This is a genomic window from Planktothrix sp. (assembly GCF_046067725.1).
GTDB lineage: Bacteria > Cyanobacteriota > Cyanobacteriia > Cyanobacteriales > Microcoleaceae > Planktothrix.
In genome coordinates, this window is sequence record NZ_JBJUDF010000329.1 from 1 (window position 1) to 23061 (window position 23061).

General features: G+C 38.9%; 18 protein-coding genes. 11 read left to right on the plus strand and 7 right to left on the minus strand.

Annotated elements, in window-relative coordinates:
* Nucleotides 1–316 precede the first annotated feature (316 nt).
* From ACKPEB_RS20365 to ACKPEB_RS20380, 4 genes are all read left to right on the plus strand, one after another.
* On the plus strand, nucleotides 317–3040 hold the full coding sequence (locus ACKPEB_RS20365; RefSeq protein ID WP_408966833.1) for an EAL domain-containing protein: 2724 nt from the start codon (nucleotides 317–319) through the stop codon (nucleotides 3038–3040).
* A gap of 293 nt (nucleotides 3041–3333) precedes the next feature.
* Complete coding sequence (locus tag ACKPEB_RS20370; RefSeq protein WP_408966834.1) at nucleotides 3334–3636, plus strand: RNA recognition motif domain-containing protein; 303 nt, start codon at nucleotides 3334–3336, stop codon at nucleotides 3634–3636.
* A gap of 179 nt (nucleotides 3637–3815) precedes the next feature.
* Complete coding sequence (locus ACKPEB_RS20375; protein WP_408966835.1) at nucleotides 3816–4142, plus strand: RNA recognition motif domain-containing protein; 327 nt, start codon at nucleotides 3816–3818, stop codon at nucleotides 4140–4142.
* A gap of 263 nt (nucleotides 4143–4405) precedes the next feature.
* Nucleotides 4406–7189: a TIGR02921 family PEP-CTERM protein gene (locus ACKPEB_RS20380; protein WP_408966836.1), complete on the plus strand. Its 2784-nt coding sequence runs from the start codon at nucleotides 4406–4408 to the stop codon at nucleotides 7187–7189.
* Between the two features lie 329 nt (nucleotides 7190–7518).
* Here the strand turns inward: ACKPEB_RS20380 and ACKPEB_RS20385 are convergent, their stop codons facing one another.
* The 4 genes from ACKPEB_RS20385 to ACKPEB_RS20400 all read right to left on the minus strand — a co-directional run bounded on the left by ACKPEB_RS20385 (nucleotide 7519) and on the right by ACKPEB_RS20400 (nucleotide 11555).
* Nucleotides 7519–8613, minus strand: coding sequence for a RuBisCO accumulation factor 1 (locus ACKPEB_RS20385; RefSeq protein ID WP_408966837.1), 1095 nt, complete (start codon nucleotides 8611–8613; stop codon nucleotides 7519–7521).
* A 130-nt stretch (nucleotides 8614–8743) separates the two neighbouring features.
* Complete coding sequence (locus tag ACKPEB_RS20390; protein WP_408966838.1) at nucleotides 8744–10081, minus strand: hypothetical protein; 1338 nt, start codon at nucleotides 10079–10081, stop codon at nucleotides 8744–8746.
* A 22-nt stretch (nucleotides 10082–10103) separates the two neighbouring features.
* Nucleotides 10104–10883 (minus strand): photosystem II S4 domain protein, encoded by a 780-nt coding sequence (locus tag ACKPEB_RS20395; protein ID WP_408966839.1) that lies wholly within the window; start codon nucleotides 10881–10883, stop codon nucleotides 10104–10106.
* 153 nt (nucleotides 10884–11036) lie between these two features.
* Complete coding sequence (locus ACKPEB_RS20400; RefSeq protein WP_408966840.1) at nucleotides 11037–11555, minus strand: hypothetical protein; 519 nt, start codon at nucleotides 11553–11555, stop codon at nucleotides 11037–11039.
* Between the two features lie 301 nt (nucleotides 11556–11856).
* Here ACKPEB_RS20400 and serA point away from each other — a divergent pair, with 301 nt between their 5' ends.
* Together serA and prmA are read left to right on the plus strand one after the other, a co-directional pair.
* Entirely contained in the window at nucleotides 11857–13440 is a 1584-nt protein-coding gene (serA, locus tag ACKPEB_RS20405; RefSeq protein WP_408966841.1) for a phosphoglycerate dehydrogenase, read from the plus strand.
* 156 nt (nucleotides 13441–13596) lie between these two features.
* The gene (gene prmA / locus ACKPEB_RS20410; protein ID WP_408966842.1) at nucleotides 13597–14487 is read left to right on the plus strand and encodes a 50S ribosomal protein L11 methyltransferase; all 891 of its coding nucleotides are present in this window, start codon (nucleotides 13597–13599) and stop codon (nucleotides 14485–14487) included.
* Between the two features lie 188 nt (nucleotides 14488–14675).
* Here prmA and ACKPEB_RS20415 read toward each other — a convergent pair whose 3' ends face one another.
* Together ACKPEB_RS20415 and ACKPEB_RS20420 are read right to left on the minus strand one after the other, a co-directional pair.
* Nucleotides 14676–15704 carry a glycerate kinase gene (locus ACKPEB_RS20415; protein WP_408966843.1) on the minus strand — a complete coding sequence of 343 codons (1029 nt, stop codon included), beginning with the start codon at nucleotides 15702–15704 and terminating at the stop codon, nucleotides 14676–14678.
* A gap of 32 nt (nucleotides 15705–15736) precedes the next feature.
* Nucleotides 15737–16069, minus strand: coding sequence for a DUF565 domain-containing protein (locus ACKPEB_RS20420; RefSeq protein WP_408966844.1), 333 nt, complete (start codon nucleotides 16067–16069; stop codon nucleotides 15737–15739).
* Nucleotides 16070–16123: 54 nt separating this feature from the next.
* Between ACKPEB_RS20420 and ACKPEB_RS20425 the strand changes: the two genes are divergently transcribed.
* Together ACKPEB_RS20425 and ACKPEB_RS20430 are read left to right on the plus strand one after the other, a co-directional pair.
* Nucleotides 16124–16732, plus strand: coding sequence for a hypothetical protein (locus ACKPEB_RS20425; RefSeq protein ID WP_408966845.1), 609 nt, complete (start codon nucleotides 16124–16126; stop codon nucleotides 16730–16732).
* Between the two features lie 174 nt (nucleotides 16733–16906).
* Nucleotides 16907–18844 carry an ArnT family glycosyltransferase gene (locus ACKPEB_RS20430; RefSeq protein WP_408966846.1) on the plus strand — a complete coding sequence of 646 codons (1938 nt, stop codon included), beginning with the start codon at nucleotides 16907–16909 and terminating at the stop codon, nucleotides 18842–18844.
* A 3-nt stretch (nucleotides 18845–18847) separates the two neighbouring features.
* Here the strand turns inward: ACKPEB_RS20430 and ACKPEB_RS20435 are convergent, their stop codons facing one another.
* Entirely contained in the window at nucleotides 18848–19297 is a 450-nt protein-coding gene (locus ACKPEB_RS20435; protein WP_408966847.1) for an SRPBCC family protein, read from the minus strand.
* Between the two features lie 87 nt (nucleotides 19298–19384).
* Between ACKPEB_RS20435 and ACKPEB_RS20440 the strand changes: the two genes are divergently transcribed.
* The 3 genes from ACKPEB_RS20440 to ACKPEB_RS20450 all read left to right on the plus strand — a co-directional run.
* Nucleotides 19385–20629 carry a HEAT repeat domain-containing protein gene (locus ACKPEB_RS20440; RefSeq protein WP_408966848.1) on the plus strand — a complete coding sequence of 415 codons (1245 nt, stop codon included), beginning with the start codon at nucleotides 19385–19387 and terminating at the stop codon, nucleotides 20627–20629.
* Nucleotides 20630–20885: 256 nt separating this feature from the next.
* Entirely contained in the window at nucleotides 20886–21851 is a 966-nt protein-coding gene (locus ACKPEB_RS20445) for a LysR family transcriptional regulator (protein ID WP_408966849.1), read from the plus strand.
* A gap of 110 nt (nucleotides 21852–21961) precedes the next feature.
* The coding region (locus ACKPEB_RS20450; RefSeq protein ID WP_408966850.1) for an anthranilate phosphoribosyltransferase family protein at nucleotides 21962–23061 on the plus strand (1100 nt) is incomplete at its 3' end.

Here is a 23061-nt window from a genome sequence, read left to right on the forward strand (position 1 = left end):
CTCAAAGTCTTGAGATCGGATGGATTGAATCTTGGGAATGATTGTCCCTGTGTTAAGTTAGAGAGGAATAGATTTGAGGTCGTCGAACCTAGGAGCAACGCACTCTACAAAAGGGTTAGCATTGTTAAGAAACCATAACCATGTCAGCAAGGTCTGGAATTCTAAGTTCAGGGTTGTTAGTCTTTTTGTAGTTCATCGTTCTTTAATCTTGTTGTTTGAACAATCAAATATTAGGTTGTTGAGCTTAATAATTATTTCTTAAGATAGATCCAGAACAGAACCTAACCTTTATTCACGTAACAGGAGATCAACACTGGTGAAGTTGTCACTCCGTCAACTGCTCGTTATTCCTTTTGTGCTACAAATTGTGATGGCAGTCGGAATGACGGGATTTTTCTCCTATAAAAGTAGTCAGAAAGCGGTTAATGATTTAGCGACTCAATTACGTCAAGAAATCAGTACCCGAATTGAGTTACATCTGAAAACCTATCTTAATACGGCTCATTTGGTGAATGAGATTAATAAAAATGCCTTGAATTCAAAATTGGTTTCTTTAAAAAAAATTACCGACCTGAAACCGTTTTTTCTTAAGCAACTCCATTCTTTTCCAGAGATTGATTATTTAGCATGGGGAAATCAAAACGGGGAATATTTGGGAATTAAAAGACTAAGAAATCAAGAGTTTAATCTGGAAATCGTTGAGAATTCTACTCAAAATCAATACCATACCTATGCCTTAACTTCAAGTGGAGAAAAAGGTCAACTGTTAAAGATATTTCCTGATTATGATCCGCGAACTCGTCCCTGGTATAAAGCTGCTATTCTATCAAAAACAGCGACTTGGAGTCCGATTTATTTATGGTTTGATCAAAGTACCTTAGCCATTGATGCAGTCTTACCCATTTATAATCAACAGGGAGATTTATTAGGCGTTTTTGATACCCCCTTAACTTTATCAGAAATTAGTGATGTTCTTCGCTCGTTAAAAATTGGTCAATCCGGTTACAGCTTTATTATGGATCGCTCTGGAATGTTGATTGCCAGTTCTTCGATTCACAATCCTTTTCAGATGAAACACGGTCAATTGCAAAGAATTAAAGCACAAGAAAGTCAGGATTTTTTGATTCGAGAAACCACAAAACAATTACAAAATCATGTCGAGAGTCTTCAGCAGATTTACAACTCGATTTCCTTTGATTTTGATTGGAATCAGGAACGATATATGGTCGGGATTTTTCCCTTTTCAGATCCTAAAGGAATTGATTGGTTAATTTGTATTGTTGTGCCTGAAAGTGATTTTATGAATCCGATTAATGAGAATCAAAAGATTACCTTTGGGTTATGTTTTTTAGCTTTAACGATTGCTAGTTTTATTGGAGTCATTACGGCTCATTGGATTACTACCCCCATTATTCAATTAAGTCAAGCGAGTCAAGCGATCGCTAAAGGGGAATTAAACCCAAAAATTGAACTTGATCGCAACGATGAAGTAGGAATTTTAGCACGGTCATTTCATCAAATGGCAATGCAGTTAAAGGCGGCTTTTGAGAAATTAGAAGTGCGAGTCCAAGAACGCACGGCTGAGTTGCAAGCGGCTAAAGCAGAAATTGAAAATACGAATCAACAATTAGAGGAACGAGTTTATCAACGAACGATGGAACTTTCTTTAGTGTTAGCTCATTTACAAAAAACACAAACAGAATTATTGAGGCGGGAAGAAAAACTCAAATATGATGCCTTTCATGATAACTTAACGGGGTTAAAGAATCGAACTTGGCTTTTAAATCGGATTGAATACCTCATTCAAAAAACGAAAAATCAAAAATCTTATTTATATGCAGTTTTATTTTTAGATTTAGATCGGTTTAAAGTCATTAATGATAGCTTGGGTCATTTGATCGGAGATGAATTATTAAAAAGTGTAGCTCGTCGTTTAACGGCGGAAGTCAAGCTGAAGGATACTGTGGCACGACTGGGAGGAGATGAATTTATTATTTTATTAGAAAAAATTCAAGATATTAATGAAGCGACAAATGTAGCCGAACGTATTATTGAACAGCTTAAACATCCTTTTTATATTCATCAAAATCAAATTTTTACTGGGGTTAGTATTGGGATTACTCTCAGTACAATGGGATATTCTGAACCGGAAGCAGTGATTCGAGATGCTGATATTGCCATGTATCAAGCTAAGCGTTTAGGGAAGGGATGTTATCAAGTTTTAACCAGTGCCATGCAGATTCCTGCCTTGCAACGGTTACAATTAGAAAATCAGTTAAGAGACGCTATTCTTAAACAAGAATTTGTATTATATTATCAGCCTATTATTGATTTACATACAGGAAAAATAGCCGGATTTGAAGGGTTAATTCGTTGGGATCATCCTCTCCGAAAAAGGATTAGTCCTAGTGAATTTATTCCGATCGCTGAGGAAACAGGATTAATTCAAGCCATTGATTTATGGGTTTTTAAAGAAGCTTGTCATCAAATTCATCGCTGGAATCAGAAGTTTCCTCATTTACCACCTCTGACCCTGAGTGTTAATCTTTCTACCCTTGATTTAAAACAAACTGATTTAGTTGAAAAGTTTAAATATCTGTTTGAAATTTATCCGCTTGGAAGCTGGAAATTAAAACTAGAAATTACTGAAACCTGCTTTTTAGAAATTTTAAGTGATGAAGCCGGTTTAATTGAACAACTGAAAACCTTGGGGATTCAATTATGTATTGATGATTTTGGTACCGGTTATTCTTCCTTAAGTCGCCTCCATAAATTTCCTCTCTGTACTTTAAAAGTTGATCGATCTTTTGTGAGTAAAATTCAGTCTCAAACCGAGGGAGCAGAAATTATCCATACGATTATTACCTTAGCCCATAGTTTAGGCATGGATGTAGTCGCTGAAGGGATTGAAACCAAAACCCAGCTTGAAAAATTGAAAGAGTTAGAGTGTAATTATGGACAGGGATATCTGATTTCTCAACCGTTAGATAGTTTACAAACAACCGAATTTTTAAGCCAATTTTTGTCTGAAGATTCCTAACCTAGAGAGATTATCGTCAATTTTTAAACCCATCTTTACATTTTGTAATATTTATGAATCAAAATCAGAAATAATCTACTGCCTGGAGAACCTCAGCAACAAAAACGAGCTCTATCAAAAGGTAGATATAGATTTTTCTGAAAAAGGTGTTATTATCTTAAATAGATTAGATATCGGTAGCCTAGTTTGCGATGGCATCAGGAACAATTTTGCTCTCTAATGTAACTTCTGCCCGCTTACCTCCGAATTCCAATCACTGCACACCCTTTGTTTCTTGATCGAAGAGGTAAGTAATGACGATCTATATAGGTAATTTGTCGTACAACGTTACGGAAAACGATCTCAGAGAAGTTTTTGCTGAGTATGGGTCTGTGAAAGATGTTCAAATCCCCGTAGAGCGGGAAAGTGGCAAAAAACGGGGTTTCGGATTTGTATCAATGATGACAGATGAAGAAGAAAACAAGGCCATTAACGAACTTGATGGCGCTGAGTGGATGAATCGAGTTCTAAAAGTCAATAAAGCTCGACCCCGTGAAGAACGCAAACCCGCTCGAGGAAGTTGGGGAAATAAACAAAATTATTCCCGCCACTACTAAGTTGTAAAATACAACATTTCCGGATCTGTTTTTTGAACAGATTGTGTTACAATAATCAGTGAGAGTAAAATTCGGTTGTAGCTTTTGTTTGTAGTCTCGATGGGCATTTCCCGTTTGGTTTGGACAGGCTTCTCTCCGAAATTCCAACCTCTACACTGTCTTGATTTTGGAGATAACCCATGTCTATTTATGTCGGCAATCTTTCTTACGAGGTCACCCAGGATGATCTAACCAATGTGTTTGCAGAATATGGTTCTGTTAAACGAGTTCAGCTTCCTAAAGACCGTGTAAGCGGTAAGGTGCGTGGCTTTGCTTTTGTGGAAATGGAAACGGAAGCGGAAGAAGCCAAAGCTATTGATGAGCTCGATGGCGCAGAATGGATGGGCCGTAGTATAAAAGTCAATAAAGCCAAACCCCGTGAGGATGCCGGCGGCGGTCAAGGTTACTTTGGTGGTGGTGGTGGCGGTGGCCGTCGTGGTGGTGGTAATCGCGGAGGTCGCTACTAAACCACGGTTGAACTTGAACCGGTCATTTCGATTTAGATTAAACCCCATCAGTTTTTAGATTTCATCTCATAGAAGCAAAAGCTCAAGCTGCGTAGCTTGGGCTTTTTTATTGTTCTCTGTTCCTTTCTACCGTAACAAATTGTAAATTTCTGCCTCTAAAATTGGGTAATCACTGATAGCTGAAGTGTAGATGGTTAAACTGGTAAATTAAGCCAGTGCATCCGTTTTCCGTTCTTCATAAAACGTGATCTCAATGGAGTGATATGAATCAAACGAAAACCCTACATTCGGTGTTTAAATTAATTTTTTGGGTTTGGAATGGCACTTTCTTAGGTGTTGTTTATTTGTGGATTTTACCCTTTGTGGCGGTGTTTGTAATGGTAGCAACTCTTCAGGGGGATATTGAACTAGAATTTACGCTGACCATCCTGGCTTTAATTGGAGTTCCCACCGTTTGTACCGTCATTGCAGGTCGATATTTCCGCCAACGTCCTGTTGAATTAATTCGCTTATTTTATGGGGTAGAAGCGCCACTTTTTCTCTTCTGTCTGGTGCGATTATTTATTTTCCGAGAACTGACTCCAGCCAGCCGTTTAGTCCTCTCAACTATTCTGATTTGTATTGCTGCCTTTTTTATAGAATTATTGTGGGGATACTTCGGACAAAAACACAATAAACTTTATCAATTTTTATCAGGAATTCAACTCGCCACCCATAGCTTAATGTTATTTACAGGGTTCTATGTGGGGGTTTTTCTCTTCTATTATGCAGTTCCCCTTGCTGTGATTCTTCTACGGGGTTTCTTTTCGTTTCAATGGTTAACGGAGCTTTGGTGGTCTTTCACTCATGATTTCTTATTATCTTTTTTGATTCTAACCATTTTGTTCGCCGGAACAGCCACACTATTTTTAGGAATGCCTTCTGCTTTTGTTGCTCTTTATATTCACTCAGGAAAACGAATATTATGCAACTTTTCAGCCCAATATGGTCGCATTCGTACCGCCAAAATTTCATTAGGAATTGTCACATTGTGGATGGTATTCTTTATTAATTTTTCTCATCAACCTCAAGGTTTAGCCTTTGAAAAGTTAGCAACAATTCCCCAAACCGAACAACAAAAACAAGAATTATTAGCGCAATCCCCTACCATCCGTAAAGGATTAGTGAATGCCTATTTATCCGCCTATCGTTATTTAGGAGCGGTGAAAGATAGTAATTCTATTAAAGCTTTATATCAAAATATTTTTAACTTGCCTCAACCTCTTTTAGATAAAATTCAAAATAGCTATAATCAACTAATTTCTCCCTTTCTTTATCAAGGAGATTTAGACAAAGACTCTGAGAAAGCTGAAAAACTTTATGCTAACTTTTTTGATTGTTCAATCCAAAAAAGAGAACGCCTTGCGATTCAATATGCTTTGAAATCTACAGCAATTTTAGATGAAGCAAAAGCAGGATTATTGAATATTAATCAAAAGAAAGTTTGGTTAGCAAAACAAGAGGTTAATGTACAGGAACAAGGAGACTGGGCGGAGGTAGAAATCTATGAACATTATCAAAATCAAACTAATGATGTAGAAGAAATTTTTTACTCTTTTTCCTTACCTGAAACAGCCGTGATTACAGGTCTTTGGTTAGGAGATACCAATAATAAAGCTACCCGTTTTCCCTTTACGGTTTCCCCCAGAGGGGCGGCTCAAAAAGTTTATAATTCTCAAGTTAGACGGGAACGTCCTGTTGATCCCGCATTATTAGAACAAGTGGGAACTCAACATTATCGTCTGCGAGCTTTTCCCATTCCTCCTAAATCTTTATCTGGGGAGCAAACTAATCCTAATTCTCCTAGAGCCATGCACCTTTGGTTAACCTATAAAGTTCTGCGTCAAGATCATCAATGGCTGTTACCAAAATTAGGAGAAAAACGCAATATTTTCTGGACAAATAGTACAGAACGAATTCGCAATCATAAAAGAATTAAAGGTTTTGATCAAGATTGGTTAGAAATGAGTTTAGCAACTTCTCAACAACCGCTTAAATCCCATGAAGTGATCTTAGCAGATTACAAAATTACGGCTCAACCTTTAGTTCAAACAGATTATGTTTTACCTCAAGGGAAAAAATTTGCAATTATTCTTGATACTTCTCGCAGTATGGGAAACCATCAACAAGAATTAGCGCAAACTTTGGACTGGTTTAAAAACAATATTCTTGCGAATAATCAAGGGGATTTATATCTAACAGCACCAGAGGGAAATCAACCTCAATTTATTGATAATTTACAGCAGTTTCAGGTGAATCAAAAAACGTTTTATGGAACTCTACAAATTAAGGAAATGTTACGTCAGTTTATTCAGTTAAAGGGAAATCAACAGTATGACAGTATTGTCTTAATTAGTGATGAAGGAAGTTATGAATTATCGGAGGATAAAACTGGAGTTCCTCAGCTTTCGGTTCCGTTATGGATTGTCCATTTAGGTTCCTTGGCTCCTGCTTATGAAGATGGAACATTAAAGATGATTCAAAACAATGGAGGTGGGGTTGAAACGGATATTTCTGAGGTGATGAAACGCATTGCGACAACCGAAAAATTGACCCAAAATTTAGCAAATTCACCTCAATCTAAACCGACGGTTTTAACCGTAGCCGATGGTTATGGGTGGTTTATGGAAAAAAACACTGAAAAACCCACAAATTCTCAAGGATTTGATCCGATTGCTGCGCGGTTATTAGTTCGGGGGTTAACTCAGAAAACTTCGGATCAACAATTAACTGAATTAGATGGAATTCATGCGATCGCAAAAACCTATAATATTGTGACGCCTTATTCCTCAATGATTGTTCTAGTGAATGACGAACAACGTCAAGCATTAAAAGCCGCAGAAGCATCTCAGGATCGATTTAATCGTCAGTTTGAAACCGGAAAAGAACAGTTAAATAAACCGAATAATCCATTAAATACTAATACAAGTGTTCCTGAACCTAGAATGATTTTTGGGTTAGGAATAATTGGGTTATTAATAATAGTTAATTCTCGAAAAATAAGGTAAGCAATCCTATTTTATTACTGTAAGGACAGGTTGGAAAAAATTTTAATTAATAAAACCCTAAATTCACCTGTCCTATTCTACCGTTATCAGTGCTATTAAATTAAAGGAGGTTTCCCCATGAATCAGGATAAAATTAAAACTAAAACTGGAGCAGAAACAATATTTTTATTAGGGTTAATCCTAATTTATTAATAATTGGAAGTGCCGTTTATGGTTATCGTTGGTATCGTCAACATCAAATCAAATAAACAAGGACAAAGGGATAGAGACAAACAGAACGTTAATTCTAAAATCCTGTTAATCCTGTTCCCTATTATCCGATTCAATTTTTATTCATCCATTTGCCAAACATCACGGATCTGATCCTCATCTAATACTTTCTGTGGACGCACCACTAAAATTAACTTTCCAAGTAATGAGATGGGGGGATTTTCATCAAACCATTGTAAGTCTAAATGTTCGGAGCTTTCCACTAAGAAATAAGCATCCGTATCCCATTCTCGTTGCGCGCGATCTATAATAATTAAAACAGGTTCAGATTTATTCGGTAAAGGATTCGGTAAATTAGCACTATTTCCTAAAATAGCAACAGGATCTTCTGCATTTATGACCACTTGCCATCCAGTCACAGCAACCCAAGCCGCATTCCCAGAGGATTTAACAATGCGAAATTTCCCGATTTCTTCCATTAAAGGAACCGCATTCAAGTCCGATAAAGTGATCGGAAATTCTCCGACAACGGGGATTAAACGAGGAATATCTTCTTCCGCTTCTAAACGATAAATTGGTAAACGAGGTGCTGACCGTTTTGGACTGACTGAAAAATCCGTTAACAGTTGTTCAATTTTTTCTCTAGCGGTTTGAGACTGAGCATATTTTAAGCCTTTAGCAATTAACCGTGAACGCTGTTGTAAATCATTTTGTTGTCGTGCTGATTTCCAAGCTTGATAAGCTAAAACATCCCCAGGATGGTTAGAAAAACCCTCTGGAGAAATTGAAAACCGAGAGAATTCTTTCATTGCTTTTGTTAATTCTCTAGCTTCATCCGCATCTAATTTACGTTGATTGGCGAATTCAGAAGCAATGACTCGTTCGGGTTGTGTCAAGATCCGAAATTCATATAAAATATCACTTCCTTTGTGTTGAAAATAAGATAGAATTTCTTCTGCTAAATTGCCTTTGACTAACGAACTAAAAACCTGTGCAGCTACAATCACTTGATTTTGTTGAATCGGTTCAAACCCGGTTTCTTCAAAAATTTGTTGAGGACTGTAACCGGATTTTTGCAACTGAGCGCAGGCTTCACCCCATTCGACCCAATTTCCTTGTTTACGACGTAAAAACTGCACTAATTGAGCCGTATCTATTGCGGGCTCTGGTGTCGAGGAAAGGGAAGGGGAAGACTCTTGTGGTGTTTCAGTCATAATTGTAGGGTTAATCGGTCTCAAGACCAGGATGGACTCAAAATATCAATGTTTTGTCTAAACTTTCAATGTATCATATTTTTTCGTCGTGCTATATCAATTAGGAGAAAACATCCTAAATCCTGACTCCTTAATTCCTTGATAATTTATCCCAAGTATGTTGAGCAGAACTCAGTAAATTTTGAGCTTCTGTACTCACCGTTGTTCCGGGGGGAACTTGTTGTAAAGTATAAATAATATTGCTTAATTCACTTATTAAAGAGCCAACATCAGGATCTTTAGAGCGAGCTATTTTTTGCCATTGAGCAATCGCAGATTTTGCTTGTTTAACTAACTCAACAGCATCTTTTTCAGTTTGTAATCGAGTTTGAGATATTCCTAAATTTGTTTTATATTCTGCTAATTTCTTCTGAGATTCTAAATAGCTAGGGTTCTCCGTTGGCACTTGTTCTAAACGATCAATTGCCTCCTCCCATAATTGAATCACTTGTTGCCATTCGTTAGCGGTGTGAGGCGGATTTTGAACACTTTTTGCGGCTTGACTGGCGAATTGCATTGCCGCATCAATTAAGGTATTTCCTTTAATACTTCCTGCTACAAATCCAAGCTGTTGTTGAAAATCTCGTTGAGCCGTTTGTAACTGTTTTTCGGCTAATTTTCCGGCTAAGGTTTGGGGGGGAATTTTGTCTAACTGATCAATAGCTGTTTGCCACGTTGCAATAATTTTTTGTTGTTCATTCCCTGGAGGAATCGTTTGAAATTTTTGTTGCGCTTCTTGAATTAATTGGTCAGCTTTTTTATATTCTTGATAAGCATTTTGTTCTTGAAAAATTTTAGATTCCATGCGTCCTACATTCTTACGGGCACTTTCATATTCATCAAAGGTAAATCGCCAAATACAAACCCTAACCGAACAATAAGCTTGAGGATAATAGCCTAAAAACCAAACAGGTAATTGATCGAGGTGCTTTTGAGATTTTTTAACTTTTTCAAGTCCTAATTCAATATCTGTAATCGCTGTTGCTTGATTAATTAATTGATCCGATTGTTCTACGAGCGACACCGCTTGTCGATAGTTATAATCCATATTAATATAACTCGGAATTAGTAAGAACGGAGCCATTTTAGCCACAGGCCAGCGAATCATCGGATAAGGTAAATTAGCAAGGGCGACAATTCCGGTAAATCCTCCTAAAATTGCTATTCCAAACACTAATTTAGGAAAAATTCCAGAGGGACGATTCACTTTAGCTGCTTTTTTTAAAACCTCTTCACTAAAAGTAGGAAATTGATCACTCATTAACTCTTTTAATTCATTGGCTGTTAGAGGTTCTCCTGATTGCGATCGCATTTTTTCTAATCGTTTTAAAACTATTTTTTCTCCTACCTCTCCCGCCAAATCCTTTTGAGCACATTGATGAACTTCTTTTTTTAAGATTTCAAATGCTGGATCATACAGTCGTTTCATAACCCCTGTCCTCGTGATTTTTTTATTGATAACGAGTTAATTCAACCCGATAGCGTTGTTTTTTCGTAACCGCAATATCCTTAACTTCTAACCGTCCTTTCCCGCGAATAGCAATCAAATCTCCAGATTTAACTTGATGACTAGCTTGGGTAATTTCCTTCCAATTAACCCGGACATCTCCGCCATCAATTAAACTCACCATTTTGCTGCGAGACATTCCAAAACCAGCAGAAGCGATCGCATCTAAACGCAGGGAAGCTTCCACCGTTGTTAACTCCTTTTTCTTGGGTTCTTTAACTTTTAATTCCCCCGGATCAATACGTTGGGTTTTCACCGGAACCGAACGTACCTGGGTTAAATTTAATTCTAAAAAATCTGCTAATTCTGGAGTAACAATGGTTTGAGCACCTCGTTCTCCTAAAACAATAATATCTCCTGTTTTTTCTCGGACAATTCCGGTTCCTAACATTGCTCCTAAAAAATCTCGATGGGTCGCCGGATCAAATAGGAAATTACCCGAAATCTCTAAAACCACAACCTCGACCTGGAAGACATCCAAAGGTAATTCAGATCGGGTAATTCCTAAGCGTTGACGTTCCGCTTGGGGATAACCCCCCCAGGCTACCATTTGTACTTCTGTTAATCGATTAAAGACTTTTTCAGCCTCTGCTAATTCAGGAGGAGAGAGAAAATCCGTTAAGGTAATTTCCCAGGTTTTTAGGGCTTGTTCTGCGAGATCGAGAATTCGGGCTAGACTGTCTCGATTTTCAATGCCTTTTAAAAGTTCATCTCGTGGTAACATTAGGCGATTTTCACTAAACTAGAATCAGATTTTTTCTCTATTGATGATAACATTTTTCACCTAAATTAAAAGGAACGTAAAAAATATCAATCCTGAATCATTACAAATACCTATGGGTGATTTATACCGATTCAAGGATAAAATTTGACCCCTTTAAACCAAATTATCCCCCACCGTGTAGCCTTGAATATTTTCCGGTTCCAACGGTCTTAAAATCCGAGTTGCTTTTCGCATCAAGGTTTCTGAACCCGTAACCACAACTAAATATTTTCCAGCATTGAGACGGTTGCGGTAAGGTAAAGCATCCCCACCCCCAACAATTAAACCGACACCTCCTCCCGCAACAATACTGCCTAAGCCTCCAGAAATTGCACCCAGAAGAGCACCGATCAAATGATTTCCCACCTCTCCAGCCCAAGCAAAGGTTTCTAATCCTGTGATTAAACTAAAGCTAAAACCTGCTACGAACCCAAAGGGAATTAACCAAGTTGCCATCAATTTAACTTGTTTAATTGCGCTTTCATTAGGATCAATTAAGCCAAATTCATCTGCACTTTTATAACCTTTTCCTAAAATCGTGATTTGAGTAGTGGGAATTCCTTCTTTTTCTAATGCCACATAAGCGGTTTCTGCTTGCATGCGATCCGAAAGGACAGTCACCAGATAGTTCATAGGAGAATTTGAAGATTAGCAATCATACTATTGTTAGTCTACACAAGATCGGCTTCCCCCTGTGTCCCCTGCTTCCCCTGTGGTCTGTGTTTCCCTTAGACTGTAACAAAACTAAATTTTTTCCAAGGATTCCCAGTGCATAGACCCCATTAACGGTTAAAATAACCTACTGCGGTATTTACATAGACCGTTCAGTTGGGAGAGAGAAAAGCTGATGAAGACTCTCTCGAACATCCCCCTAGCGGATTTTCTCAGGGGGTGATCTTTCGTTTCCTGCTATTGCAACCCATTTGCCTAAATCATGCCGAAGGTTCTTGTCTCCGATTCTATTGATCAAGTTGGTATAGACATCCTCTCTCAAGTTGCTCAGGTGGATGTCAGAATAGGTTTACCTGTAGAAGAACTGGTGCGGATTATTCCAGAGTATGATGCTTTGATGATCCGGTCTGGAACTCGTGTCACCCAAGAAATTATTGAAGCCGCCGATAACTTAAAAATTATTGGTCGGGCTGGCGTCGGTGTGGATAATGTGGATGTTCCTGCGGCCACTCGCAAAGGGATTGTTGTTGTTAACTCCCCAGAAGGAAATACCATTGCTGCGGCCGAACACGCCTTGGCGATGATGTTATCTTCCTCTCGCTACATTCCCGATGCTAACGAATCGGTGAAAAGTGGAAAGTGGGATCGCAAAAGCTTCATTGGTGTAGAAGTTTATAAGAAAACCCTGGGAATTGTTGGGCTGGGTAAGATTGGTTCCCATGTGGCTGCGGTGGCGAAAGCTCTGGGGATGAAACTCTTGGCTTATGATCCGTTTATTTCCCAAGAACGGGCGGATCAAATTGGTTGCCGCTTGGTAGACTTGGATTTATTAATTCGGGAGTCCGATTATATTACGCTGCATATTCCGAAAACCAAAGAAACCTATCATCTGTTCAATGCTGAAGTCTTCGCTAAAATGAAGCCCACCGCCCGCCTCATTAACTGTGCTAGAGGTGGGGTGATCGATGAAGCCGCTTTAGCCGAAGCATTGAAAAATGGCCAAATTGCCGGGGCTGCCCTGGATGTGTTTGAGAATGAACCCCTAGAAGCGGATTCTCTCCTACGGGACTTGGGATCTAAAATTGTTCTGACTCCTCATCTGGGGGCCTCTACAGAGGAAGCCCAAGTCAATGTGGCCATTGATGTTGCCGAACAAATTCGGGATGTGTTACTCGGTTTACCCGCCCGGTCTGCGGTGAATATTCCGGGGCTCTATCCCGATGTGTTGGAAAAACTCAAACCTTATCTGCAACTGGCGGAAACCCTCGGTAATTTAGTGGGTCAGTTAGCCGGGGGTCGGGTAGACTTTCTTGATGTGCGTTTGCAAGGGGAACTGGCAGGAACCAATAGTCAAGCGGTCGTCATTGCCGCACTCAAAGGGTTACTGTCCCAAGCGTTACGGGAACGGGTGAACTATGTGAATGCTAGTATTGAAGCCAAGGAACGGGGAATTCGAGTGATTGAAACCCGTGATGCTGCCTTTACGGACTACACAGGTTCCCTGCATTTGGAAGCGAAGGGTTCGTTAGGAAGTCATTCCGTTACTGGAGCTCTATTAGGAGATCAGGAAATTCGGATTACGAACGTTGACGATTTCCCTATTAACGTGCCTCCCACCCGTTATATGTTATTTACCCTTCACCGGGATATGCCCGGAATTATTGGTAAAATTGGTTCGCTCTTAGGTAGCTTTAATGTCAATATTGCCAGTATGCAAGTCGGACGTAAAATCGTTCGAGGTGAAGCGGTTATGGTCTTAAGCCTTGATGACCCCTTACCTGAAGGTTTGTTAGCCGAAATCATGAAAGTCGCTGGCATTCGTGATGCTTATACGGTAACGCTGTAACCAGCAATCAGTCATCCGTAAACAGTTATCAGTGGAAGAAGATTAGTCAGTCTGGGCAGGAAAACCCTGCCCCTACACCTGATATAGTGCTACGCATTATGGTTATGTTCCCAGTTAAGCTGTTCCCTGTTCCCTATTCCCTGATGATTTGAAACTATGGCTAATAGTTGGTGGGAAATTAAAGTTTTATGTGATCCGACGCTAGAGGATGCGGTCTTTTGGCGGATGGAAACCTTTGGTTGTCGGGGAACAGCAAGTCAAATTAAGAATAGTTCCTGCTTGCTATCAGCTTATTTACCGGAAGAAAAAGCCCATTTGTTGGATTTAGCGGCATTGTCTTTATTGTTGCGTCAAGATGCTCTGTGTTGGGAAGTTCCGGTTCCTGCTGTGACTTGGGATTTAATTGATGAGCAGGACTGGTCAACCGCTTGGAAACAACATTGGGAACCTACCCCCATTGGCGATCGCTTTTTAATTTATCCGGCTTGGTTAGCGTTACCTCAAGATTCGGATCGGATTTTATTACGATTAGATCCAGGGGTGGCTTTTGGAACCGGAACCCACGCAACAACTCAATTGTGTTTAGAATCTTTAGAAATGCGGTTAGGGGGAGACAACAAGGGAGCGGTAATTGCAGATATTGGTTGTGGTTCGGGTATTTTATCCATCGGCGCAATATTATTAGGAGCATCAAAGGTTTATGCAGTGGATAATGATCCGTTAGCGACCCGTTCAACGAAAGAAAATTGCGAATTAAATCAGATTTCATCGGATCAAATTATTGTTAGAGATGGCAGTATACTGCAAGTAATTCAATTAGCAGATCAACCGGTTGATGGTATTGTTTGTAATATTTTAGCGGAAGTTATTATTGATTTGATTCCTCAATTTGCTGCGATCACCAAGAAAAATACTTGGGCGATTTTAAGCGGGATTTTAATGGAGCAAGCTAAACCCATTGCTGATACTTTAGAACAACATGGTTGGGTGGTGGCGACTTTATGGCGTCGGCAAGAATGGTGTTGTTTTAATATTCGACGAGCTTAATGAGTTAAGCAGGGAAGAGGGAACAGGAGGAGCAGGGGGAACAGGAGGAGCAGGGAGAGAGGAGGAGCAGGGAGAGAGGAGGAGCAGGAGAGGTAGGGAAGAAATAATTTTTTCCTTATTGCAAGAGTGCCCATTCGTAATTCGTAATTCGTAATTCGTAATTCGTAATTGCCCTATTACTGAGATTATTAATTTTTAAAAATATTCCCAATAGAATGATCGGGGTTTATTTCTACAATTAAATTAACTAATTCGGGATTTTTAATTAAAGGTTTGATGAATAATTCAGGATGTAATGCTTTCCAAAAATAATCAACAAATTGACTAATTTCTGTATCACTCATTCCTGATTTTCCTTGAGCCATCATGTCATGTTCAGCTTGAATACGCCATTGTTTTGATAATCGATAATCCACTGGATTTAAAATTATTAATTGATCTAATCTTTCCCATAACGGAATATAATTTTTTAATTGTTCATTCATATCTTTGGCGAATTGTTGATCCGAAATTGTCACAATTGGATCAGGTGCAAAATCAAAGATTTCAGGAGCAATAGGTCTACATCCGACAAACCAGCCTTCAAATAAAATAATATCAATTCCTGTAACTAATTCAGGTGAAATGCGATCGCCAGCACCCGACCATAAAGACTTATCAAACCGAGGAATTGCAATCGTTTGATTGGGTAACGGTTGACGTAATTGATCTAAAACTTGAATTCCTAATTCAATATCATGGGTTCCAGGTGGCCCCCGCCAAATTAAACGGGGATCAAACTGTTGGAGATGTTGACGTTCTAAATAAGTTTTATATAAATCGTCCAAGGACAAGCTGAGTGTGTCATAGTGAAAAAGAGACAAAATATGAGTTAAGACTTTTGCTAAGGTTGTTTTTCCGGTTCCTTGTCCCCCTAATATTCCTTGAACTAGAGGACGACCTAGCTGTTGACGGAATTCAACCAGTTGGGTCGCAAAAGGAAGCCAAAACTTCCACAGGGTTTCTAACTGTTGAGACAACAAAGGAAAGTCAAGATTCTCTTGGAAGAGTCTACAGAAAAGATCGGTTCGCTCCTGTAGTTTCTGTCTAACATTTTCAGGTGTAATTCCCCACAACCTCCCTCCTTTGGAATTAGACAATTCCCACTGTTCTAAAATTTCTAAATCTGTCGGATGGGGAGTGTGTCCATGAACCCAAGCTTGCAGAATTTCTATCATCGACAATTACCACACCCTAAAAAATGTTTGTTTTACGAACCTAACATAAAAGCTAACAAAAATAATCCATAACACAAACCGATTTTAAGTGCATTTAGGTTTTCTATCCAAAAGGATTGTCGCAGACGATTAGGACTACTATAGGCTAACCAGTTAACTCCTTCTACGAGGATAGATAACGTTAAAGCAACGGTCACATCTAAATTGGCTTTTTGTCCCGCTACCGAAGATATGGATAGTGCTAAGGCAAAACCTAATAATAAACTAATGATCAGCAGCGAAATCCGTCGCCAAGGATTTAACAACCATCGTCCGAGTTGGGTATTAACAACAGTTACAAGTCGATTGAGACGGGTATTCTGCATAAAAAACGGTATGGAGTGTTATGAAATTCAGGATCTAATTTAAACCGAAAGATTATGAAAGCTAAACTGTATCCTGCCTTTGTGATTACTGGAACTATTTTATTAACCTTAATTAGTTTAAGGCAATTCTTATTTCGCTATTGTGTCCAGTCAACGGAAAGAATCTCCTCTGAACAGGTGGCTTTGTCTCTCTCGACTCCCTTATCCACGGCATTTCCTCAAACCCCTATTCCAAGGCCATCTGTTCGCACTAGGACTCCTGTTTCCTCTGATGAATCTACGATGAGTCCCCCAAAACGATCCCCTCCTGCTGCTTCCCCTGGTCATCATCAAGGGTCATTCCGAGTCAGTAACCTTACGGAACATCCGGTGCGTGTGGCTTTACTCAGCCGTTCATCGTTGGTAATGGCTGAATCTGTGCACTGGGATTTTGCTCCCGAAGAAGGAAGTACAGACGGGTTAATTTTATCTCTCCCAGACCAGGATTTAATCCTCAAATCTGGTGATATTTTAATTGTTTTCGCACCGGATGGTTCTCGCTACTATTGGGGGCCGTATATTGTTGGGGAAACCTCCCTTCCGGCTTGGAATCCTCAAAACAAGGAATGGCAGTTGATGATCAAACCCGCTAAGACCCAGGAGCAATTTTCGTCTGAAAAATAGGAAATAGGCAATCATCCTGTTTCCAGTTCATCCATTCCCTGAATAGGTGATAATAACTAATCGATATCCTTTCTTAAGTTGGGTGTTGGTTGGGGGTTTACTGTTGGCATTTCTGGGGTCAACAGTCAACAGCCAATGGTCGGTTTAGGCCCATTAAGGTACTTACAGTTAATCATGAAATTAAGTTCAGATCAAAAGACTCAAGCCTTTTTTTCACATCCAATTAAAACACATTGGTTTTTTTTGCTCCTGGCTATTTTAGGGTTAGGTTTAATCGGTGGGTTAGCTTTTTTTTGGAATCTCGGAAATTTAGGTTTATTGGATGAAACCGAACCTTTATTTGCAGAAGCTTCTCGTCAAATGTTAGTGACGGGAGATTGGATTACTCCGTATTTTAATGGAGAAACTCGATTTGATAAACCCCCCTTAATTTATTGGTTAATGGCTATTGCTTATCAGATGGTTGGAGTCAATGAGTGGGGAGTGCGTCTTCCTTCCGCTTTTTCTGCTTTTATTCTAGTTTGTTTGGGATTTTATACCTTAAGTTATTATGTTCAATGGACTCAATTTTATACTGTTCAAAAGTATGAACAACAAAGCTTAATGGGTTCCTTTTATAAACCTCAATTCAGAACGGTTATTTTACATCCTTTACCTTGGATGGCTGCTACATTAATGGCTTTTAATCCTCAAATTATTGCTTGGGCAAGAATTGGGGTTTCAGATCTGTTATTAACGGCTTGCATGGGTTCGGCTTTATTGGCTTTTTTTCTAGGATATGCAACCCATGAAGAAAATAGTTCTCCATTGAGTGAAAATAAGCAACAGGTTAAGAATTTAAACCCTTTTAAATTATTGTTAATTTCAGGTTTTAATCGGTCTCAATTCTGGTATTTAGCTTTTTATATTTTATCAGCTTTAGCCGTTTTAACAAAAGGGCCTGTTGGGATTGTTTTACCGGGTTTAATTATTGGTTCATTTTTAATTTATGTTGGAAAAGTAAACAAAGTTTTATCAGAAATGCTTCCCTTACAAGGAAGTATTATTTTTTTTGCGATGACTTTACCTTGGTATATTTTAGTCACTTTAATTAATGGAGAAAGCTATATTAACTCGTTTTTTGGCTATCACAATTTTGAACGATTTACCAGCGTTGTTAATCATCATGCTGCTCCTTGGTATTTCTATTTTATCGTGGTTTTAGTGGGTTTTGCTCCCTTTTCTGTGTATTTACCTGTGGCGATCACTTCAACACAGTTCTGGAAACGTCGCTATTGGCAACGTCAAACTCGTATTCAACAACTAAAATTATTTTCTGTATTTTGGTTTGCTGTAATTTTTCTGTTTTTTACTGTAGCTGTTACTAAACTTCCCAGTTATGTTTTACCCTTGATGCCAGCTTCCGCGTTATTAGTGTCAATTTTTTGGAATGATCACATCTTTCAAAACAATCAAGATTATTTTAATTTTGGTTTTAAAAAAAATATCTTTAAATTCTTTTCTATTTCTATTTTGATCAATATTATCTTACTTTTAGGGGCTGCTATTATTAGTTATTTCAGTTATAAATTATTAGGATATGATGCAGATATGCCCAATTTTAGAACGGATTTACAAACCTCTGGACTGCCTCATCGTTCTGCTTTAATTTGGTTAATGACTACCTTCGCAATAACAATAAGTTGGTATCAAAAACGAATTTCAAGAATTTTTATTATTAATCTTTTAGGATTTATTATATTTTTTGTCTGGGTAGCTACCCCTGCCTATAGTTTACTCGATAATCATCGACAAGAACCGTTAAGATACCTTGCACAAACCGTTGTTCAGCAAAGAAAATTAGGAGAACAATTAATCATGGTTGGCTTTAAAAAACCGAGTTTAGTTTTTTATACTCAAAATCCGGTTGAATATTATCCCGAACTTACTGATGCAATTCACTATATTAATACTCCAGAGGTTCAAAATTCGGGTTCTGAAAGTTTATTAATTCTTGGACATCCCCGTGAATTAAACAATTTAGGATTGAACAATCAATATCAACTGATTGATCAAAAAGGTTCCTATCAACTGATTCGGATTAAGAAAAAAGACAATCGGAATCTGACTTAATCATCAACCTTTCTCACATTCACGTTTGGTGACTTGATGACGATAGGTAAACATATCTTCTAAACGACTATTCACCCACCAACCTAATAGTGTTTCTGCTAATTCTCCTCCAGGGAGAGAATAGGTAATGGTATCGGTGAGGCGAGTTTTGCCATTTTCATTGACAAATTGATGTCGATGTATCCAACTTTCCACAATTCCTTCTTGTTGTTCATCGGTAAATAATTCTAAGGGTTTACATTCGGTATGAACCGCTACCCATCGCAGGGGAATAAACCCTAATAATATTCTAAATTCAGAAATAGCACCGACATCTAACCCCCCCTCTCGCCGAACAATTTCTACAGGTTGCCAAGAAGGTGTTAAAAGTTGCAAAATATCCGGTCGGGTATGAAATTCCCAAACGACTTGTACAGGTGCATCAATTAAGGAAGAATGACTAAAATGGAGCATAAATATTCTACACTAGAAATAATGATAGCCTGGGGCTGGATGTAGCCCATCGGTTATTGGTCAACAGTCAACCATCAACTATCAAACGTGGATTTTTCAGAACAAGAACCCGAAGCCATCGTGAATTTAGTTTTAACCCAGTTACAACAGGGTGATTTTCAACAGCGATGGGAAATTAGTAAAATTTTACCCGATTTAGGAGCCGATGTCTTAGAACCGCTTCTGAATATTTTACAAGATGAAACGGCTGATTTAGAAATGCGTTGGTTTGTGGCTCGAATTTTGGGTCAGTTTAAATCAGAAGTCGTGATTGAACCTTTAATTAATTTGCTCAAAACGAGTCAACCCGAAGCCACGGAAGATGAACTTTCTCTTCAGGAAATGATCGCTATTAGCTTAGCAAGTTTAGGAACTTCAGCTATTGTACCCTTAACCCAATTATTAACACAGGAAGAGTGTAAACGATTAGCAATAGTAGCTTTAGCTCAAATTCCTCATTCTGAAACGATTACCCCGTTATTAACGGTTGTTCATGATTCTAACCCTGAAATTAGAGCGATCGCCATTGAAGCATTAGGAAGTTTTCATGATCATCGAGTCATTCCGGTTTTATTAGACGCTTTAAATGATCCGGTTGCTAATGTTAGAAAAGAAGCTGTCATTGGATTAGGATTGAGATTAGATTTATTAGGAAATATTAATTTAGTTGAAAAACTTAAACCGTTATTATGGGATATTCGACCGGAAGTTTGCCAACAAGCTCAACTTGCTTTAGCTCGTTTAAAAACGGATGAAGCTGCAACCGCATTATTTGAGCAAGTTCAATCTCCCAGTGTTCCGCTATCTTTAAAACTAGAAGGGGTTCGTTGTTTGGGATGGATAGAAACCTCTAAGAGTTTAAGCTATTTACAAGAAATTCTTGTTAATTTTAACTCTGAATTGAATTTCAATCAATCTTCTCTATCAGAAATAGACTTAGCTTTAATCCAAGAAATTATTCAAGGAATAGGACGAGTCGAAACGATCGAATTACGGGAACAAGCAACTCCGATTATTGTAGATTTACTCAGGGACAATTCTTCTGTTATTTCTAATTATAAAATTAAGCAGTTAATGGCATTACAATTAGGCAAGTTAGGGTTAATTTCGGCTGTTGATCCCTTAATTCAACTTTTAGCTGATCCTCACCCTTCGGTACGTTTCCATTGTATTTCAGCTTTAAAACAAATTGAGTGTCAAGAAACTTATCAATATTTACAAGATTTCTTAAATCAAGAGACTATTAATCCTGATCTCAAACAAGGGATTTTAAAAGCGTTATCAGAATGGTAAATTAGGATGGAAGCTCTAAAGGACTGACTACAAATGTATCTTTTCTTTCAAACCTGTATCACCTTCTACTAAATGGAATCAGTAAATCTATTATTGTTAAGCATAGAGAGGTGCTATGGCGCGTCTCTACATCAGTTTTGTCATGCCAGCTTTTGAGGTGGCTGATATTAGTTCTTCACCCAAAATTGATCACTAATAACTAATAACTAATAACTGATAACTGATCACTGATAACTGATAACTGATAACTGTCTTTATGCGTTTAGAGCAACTGCAATCTTTTCTGTCTGTTGCTGAGACGGGAAGCTTTCAACAAGCTGCACGTCAATGTGGGGTCACTCAATCAACCATTAGCCGACAAGTACAGGGACTAGAGGAAGAACTGGGTTTACCTTTATTTCATCGCACCGCTCAAGCTAAATTAACCATTGGAGGGGAACGGTTTTGGCCTTATGCTCGCAAAATTTGCCAAAGTTGGGAGAGTGCAAAAGAGGAATTAGCGTCCTTACTGATGGGAAAACAACCGGAACTTTGTGTTGCTGCCATTCATTCGGTTTGTTCGTCTTATCTACCTCCGGTATTGCAGAAGTTTTGTTATGCCTATCCGACTGTGCAGTTACGGGTAACATCCTTGGGAAGCGATCGCGCTTTAAAAGTGCTTAAGGATGGATTAGTTGATATTGCTATTATTATGAATAATCGTTCTTTTACAACCAGTGCAGAACTTGTTGTTGATATTCTTTATCGAGAACCGATTGAAGTTTTAATGGGGAGTAACCACCCCTTAACCCAATATTCTCAAGTGCCTTGGGATGAATTAATTCGTTATCCGCAAGTTGTTTTTAAAGATGGTTATGGAATGCAACGTTTAGTTCAAGAAAAATTTACCCAAGCTGGAGCTAAACTCAATGCAGTTTTAGAACTTAATACATTAGATGGCTTTCGAGGGGTGATCCGTCAAGGTGAACTGATCGCTTTATTACCTTATTCTGCCTTACTCGAAGCACGGAGTGATCCAACGTTAGCTGTCCGAAGGTTAGCACCCATCTACTCTGGAAACCCTAAGTTGTCTATCAATAGTTCGGTAATGACTACGGATGCAGATCAAACCTGGACTCGTGAAGTGGTCATTGTGACAACACCGGATCGAATGCAAATTCCCCCCATTGCCTATTTTTGGCAATTGGTTCATGATAACCTTCCGGGTCAACTTCAGGGATAAAATTGAGTCTTCAACTCCTCAAACCCCTGTGTTTCCCTAAAAAAGCTAGGATCAAATTGAAGTTCAAACCTGGAGTTTCGGTTAACCGTCAACCGTCAAGACTTTATAGCATGAGTGATCGATTTAGAGAGTTCCTTCGTCAAGTGGGTAGTGGAACCCATACCAGTCAGGCGTTGAGCCGTTCTCAAGCGGCTGAAGCTATGAAATTAATGTTATTGCAGGAGGCAACTCCGGCTCAAATTGGTGCATTTTTAATCGCTCATCGCATCCGACGTCCAACGGGTGAAGAATTAGCGGGAATGTTGGATGCCTATGAGGAAATTGGCCCTCAACTTCAGTCGGTTGACTCTCTGCCAATGGTGTTGGGTTGTCCTTATGATGGTCGCTCTCGCACTACTCCCTTAGCGCCTCTGACGGCGTTAATTTTAGCCACCGCAGGGGTTCCGGTAATTTTACACGGGGGTCAGCGAATGCCTACAAAAGAAGGGATTCCTTTAATGGAAATTTGGCAAGGGTTGGGGGTGAATTGGTCTCAATTATCCCTGGTGCAAACTCAACAAGCTTTTACTCAATTGGGTTTGGGGTTGGTTTATCTACCTCAACATTTCCCAGAAGCGGAACGTTTAGTCACCTATCGTCGGGAAATTGGTAAACGTCCCCCGTTAGCCACGATGGAATTGATGTGGAAACCCTATTTAGGACAAGCAACGGTGGTTTGTGGTTATGTCCATCCCCCCACAGAAACTTTGTTTCGAGAAGCGTTGCAATTGCGTGGGGTGACAGAATTTATGACGGTAAAAGGATTAGAAGGCAGTTGTGATTTACCCCGCGATCGCACTTGTATTATTGGCTTACGTCAACCCAGTCAAGGAACCCAACATAGTATTAAAGACTCTACCCTAGTTACAGAACAGGACTCTCACCCGAAGGTGGATGATATTTACTTTGAACGATTATTATTGCGTCCCAGTGATTATGGGTTTGAAGGGAAAGAAGTGCCTCTACCCTCGACTCCGATTTTAATTGAACAAATCCAATCCGTTTTAGCCGGCCATAGTAGTGAACTGATGAAGGCTGCCATTTGGAATGGTGGGTTTTATTTATGGCGTTCTGGGGTTTGTCCCAGTTTAGAATCGGGATTATCTCAAGCTGAATCTAACCTGACACAAGGGAAAGTTCAAGCAAAATTACAAGAAATTCAAGATTTTCA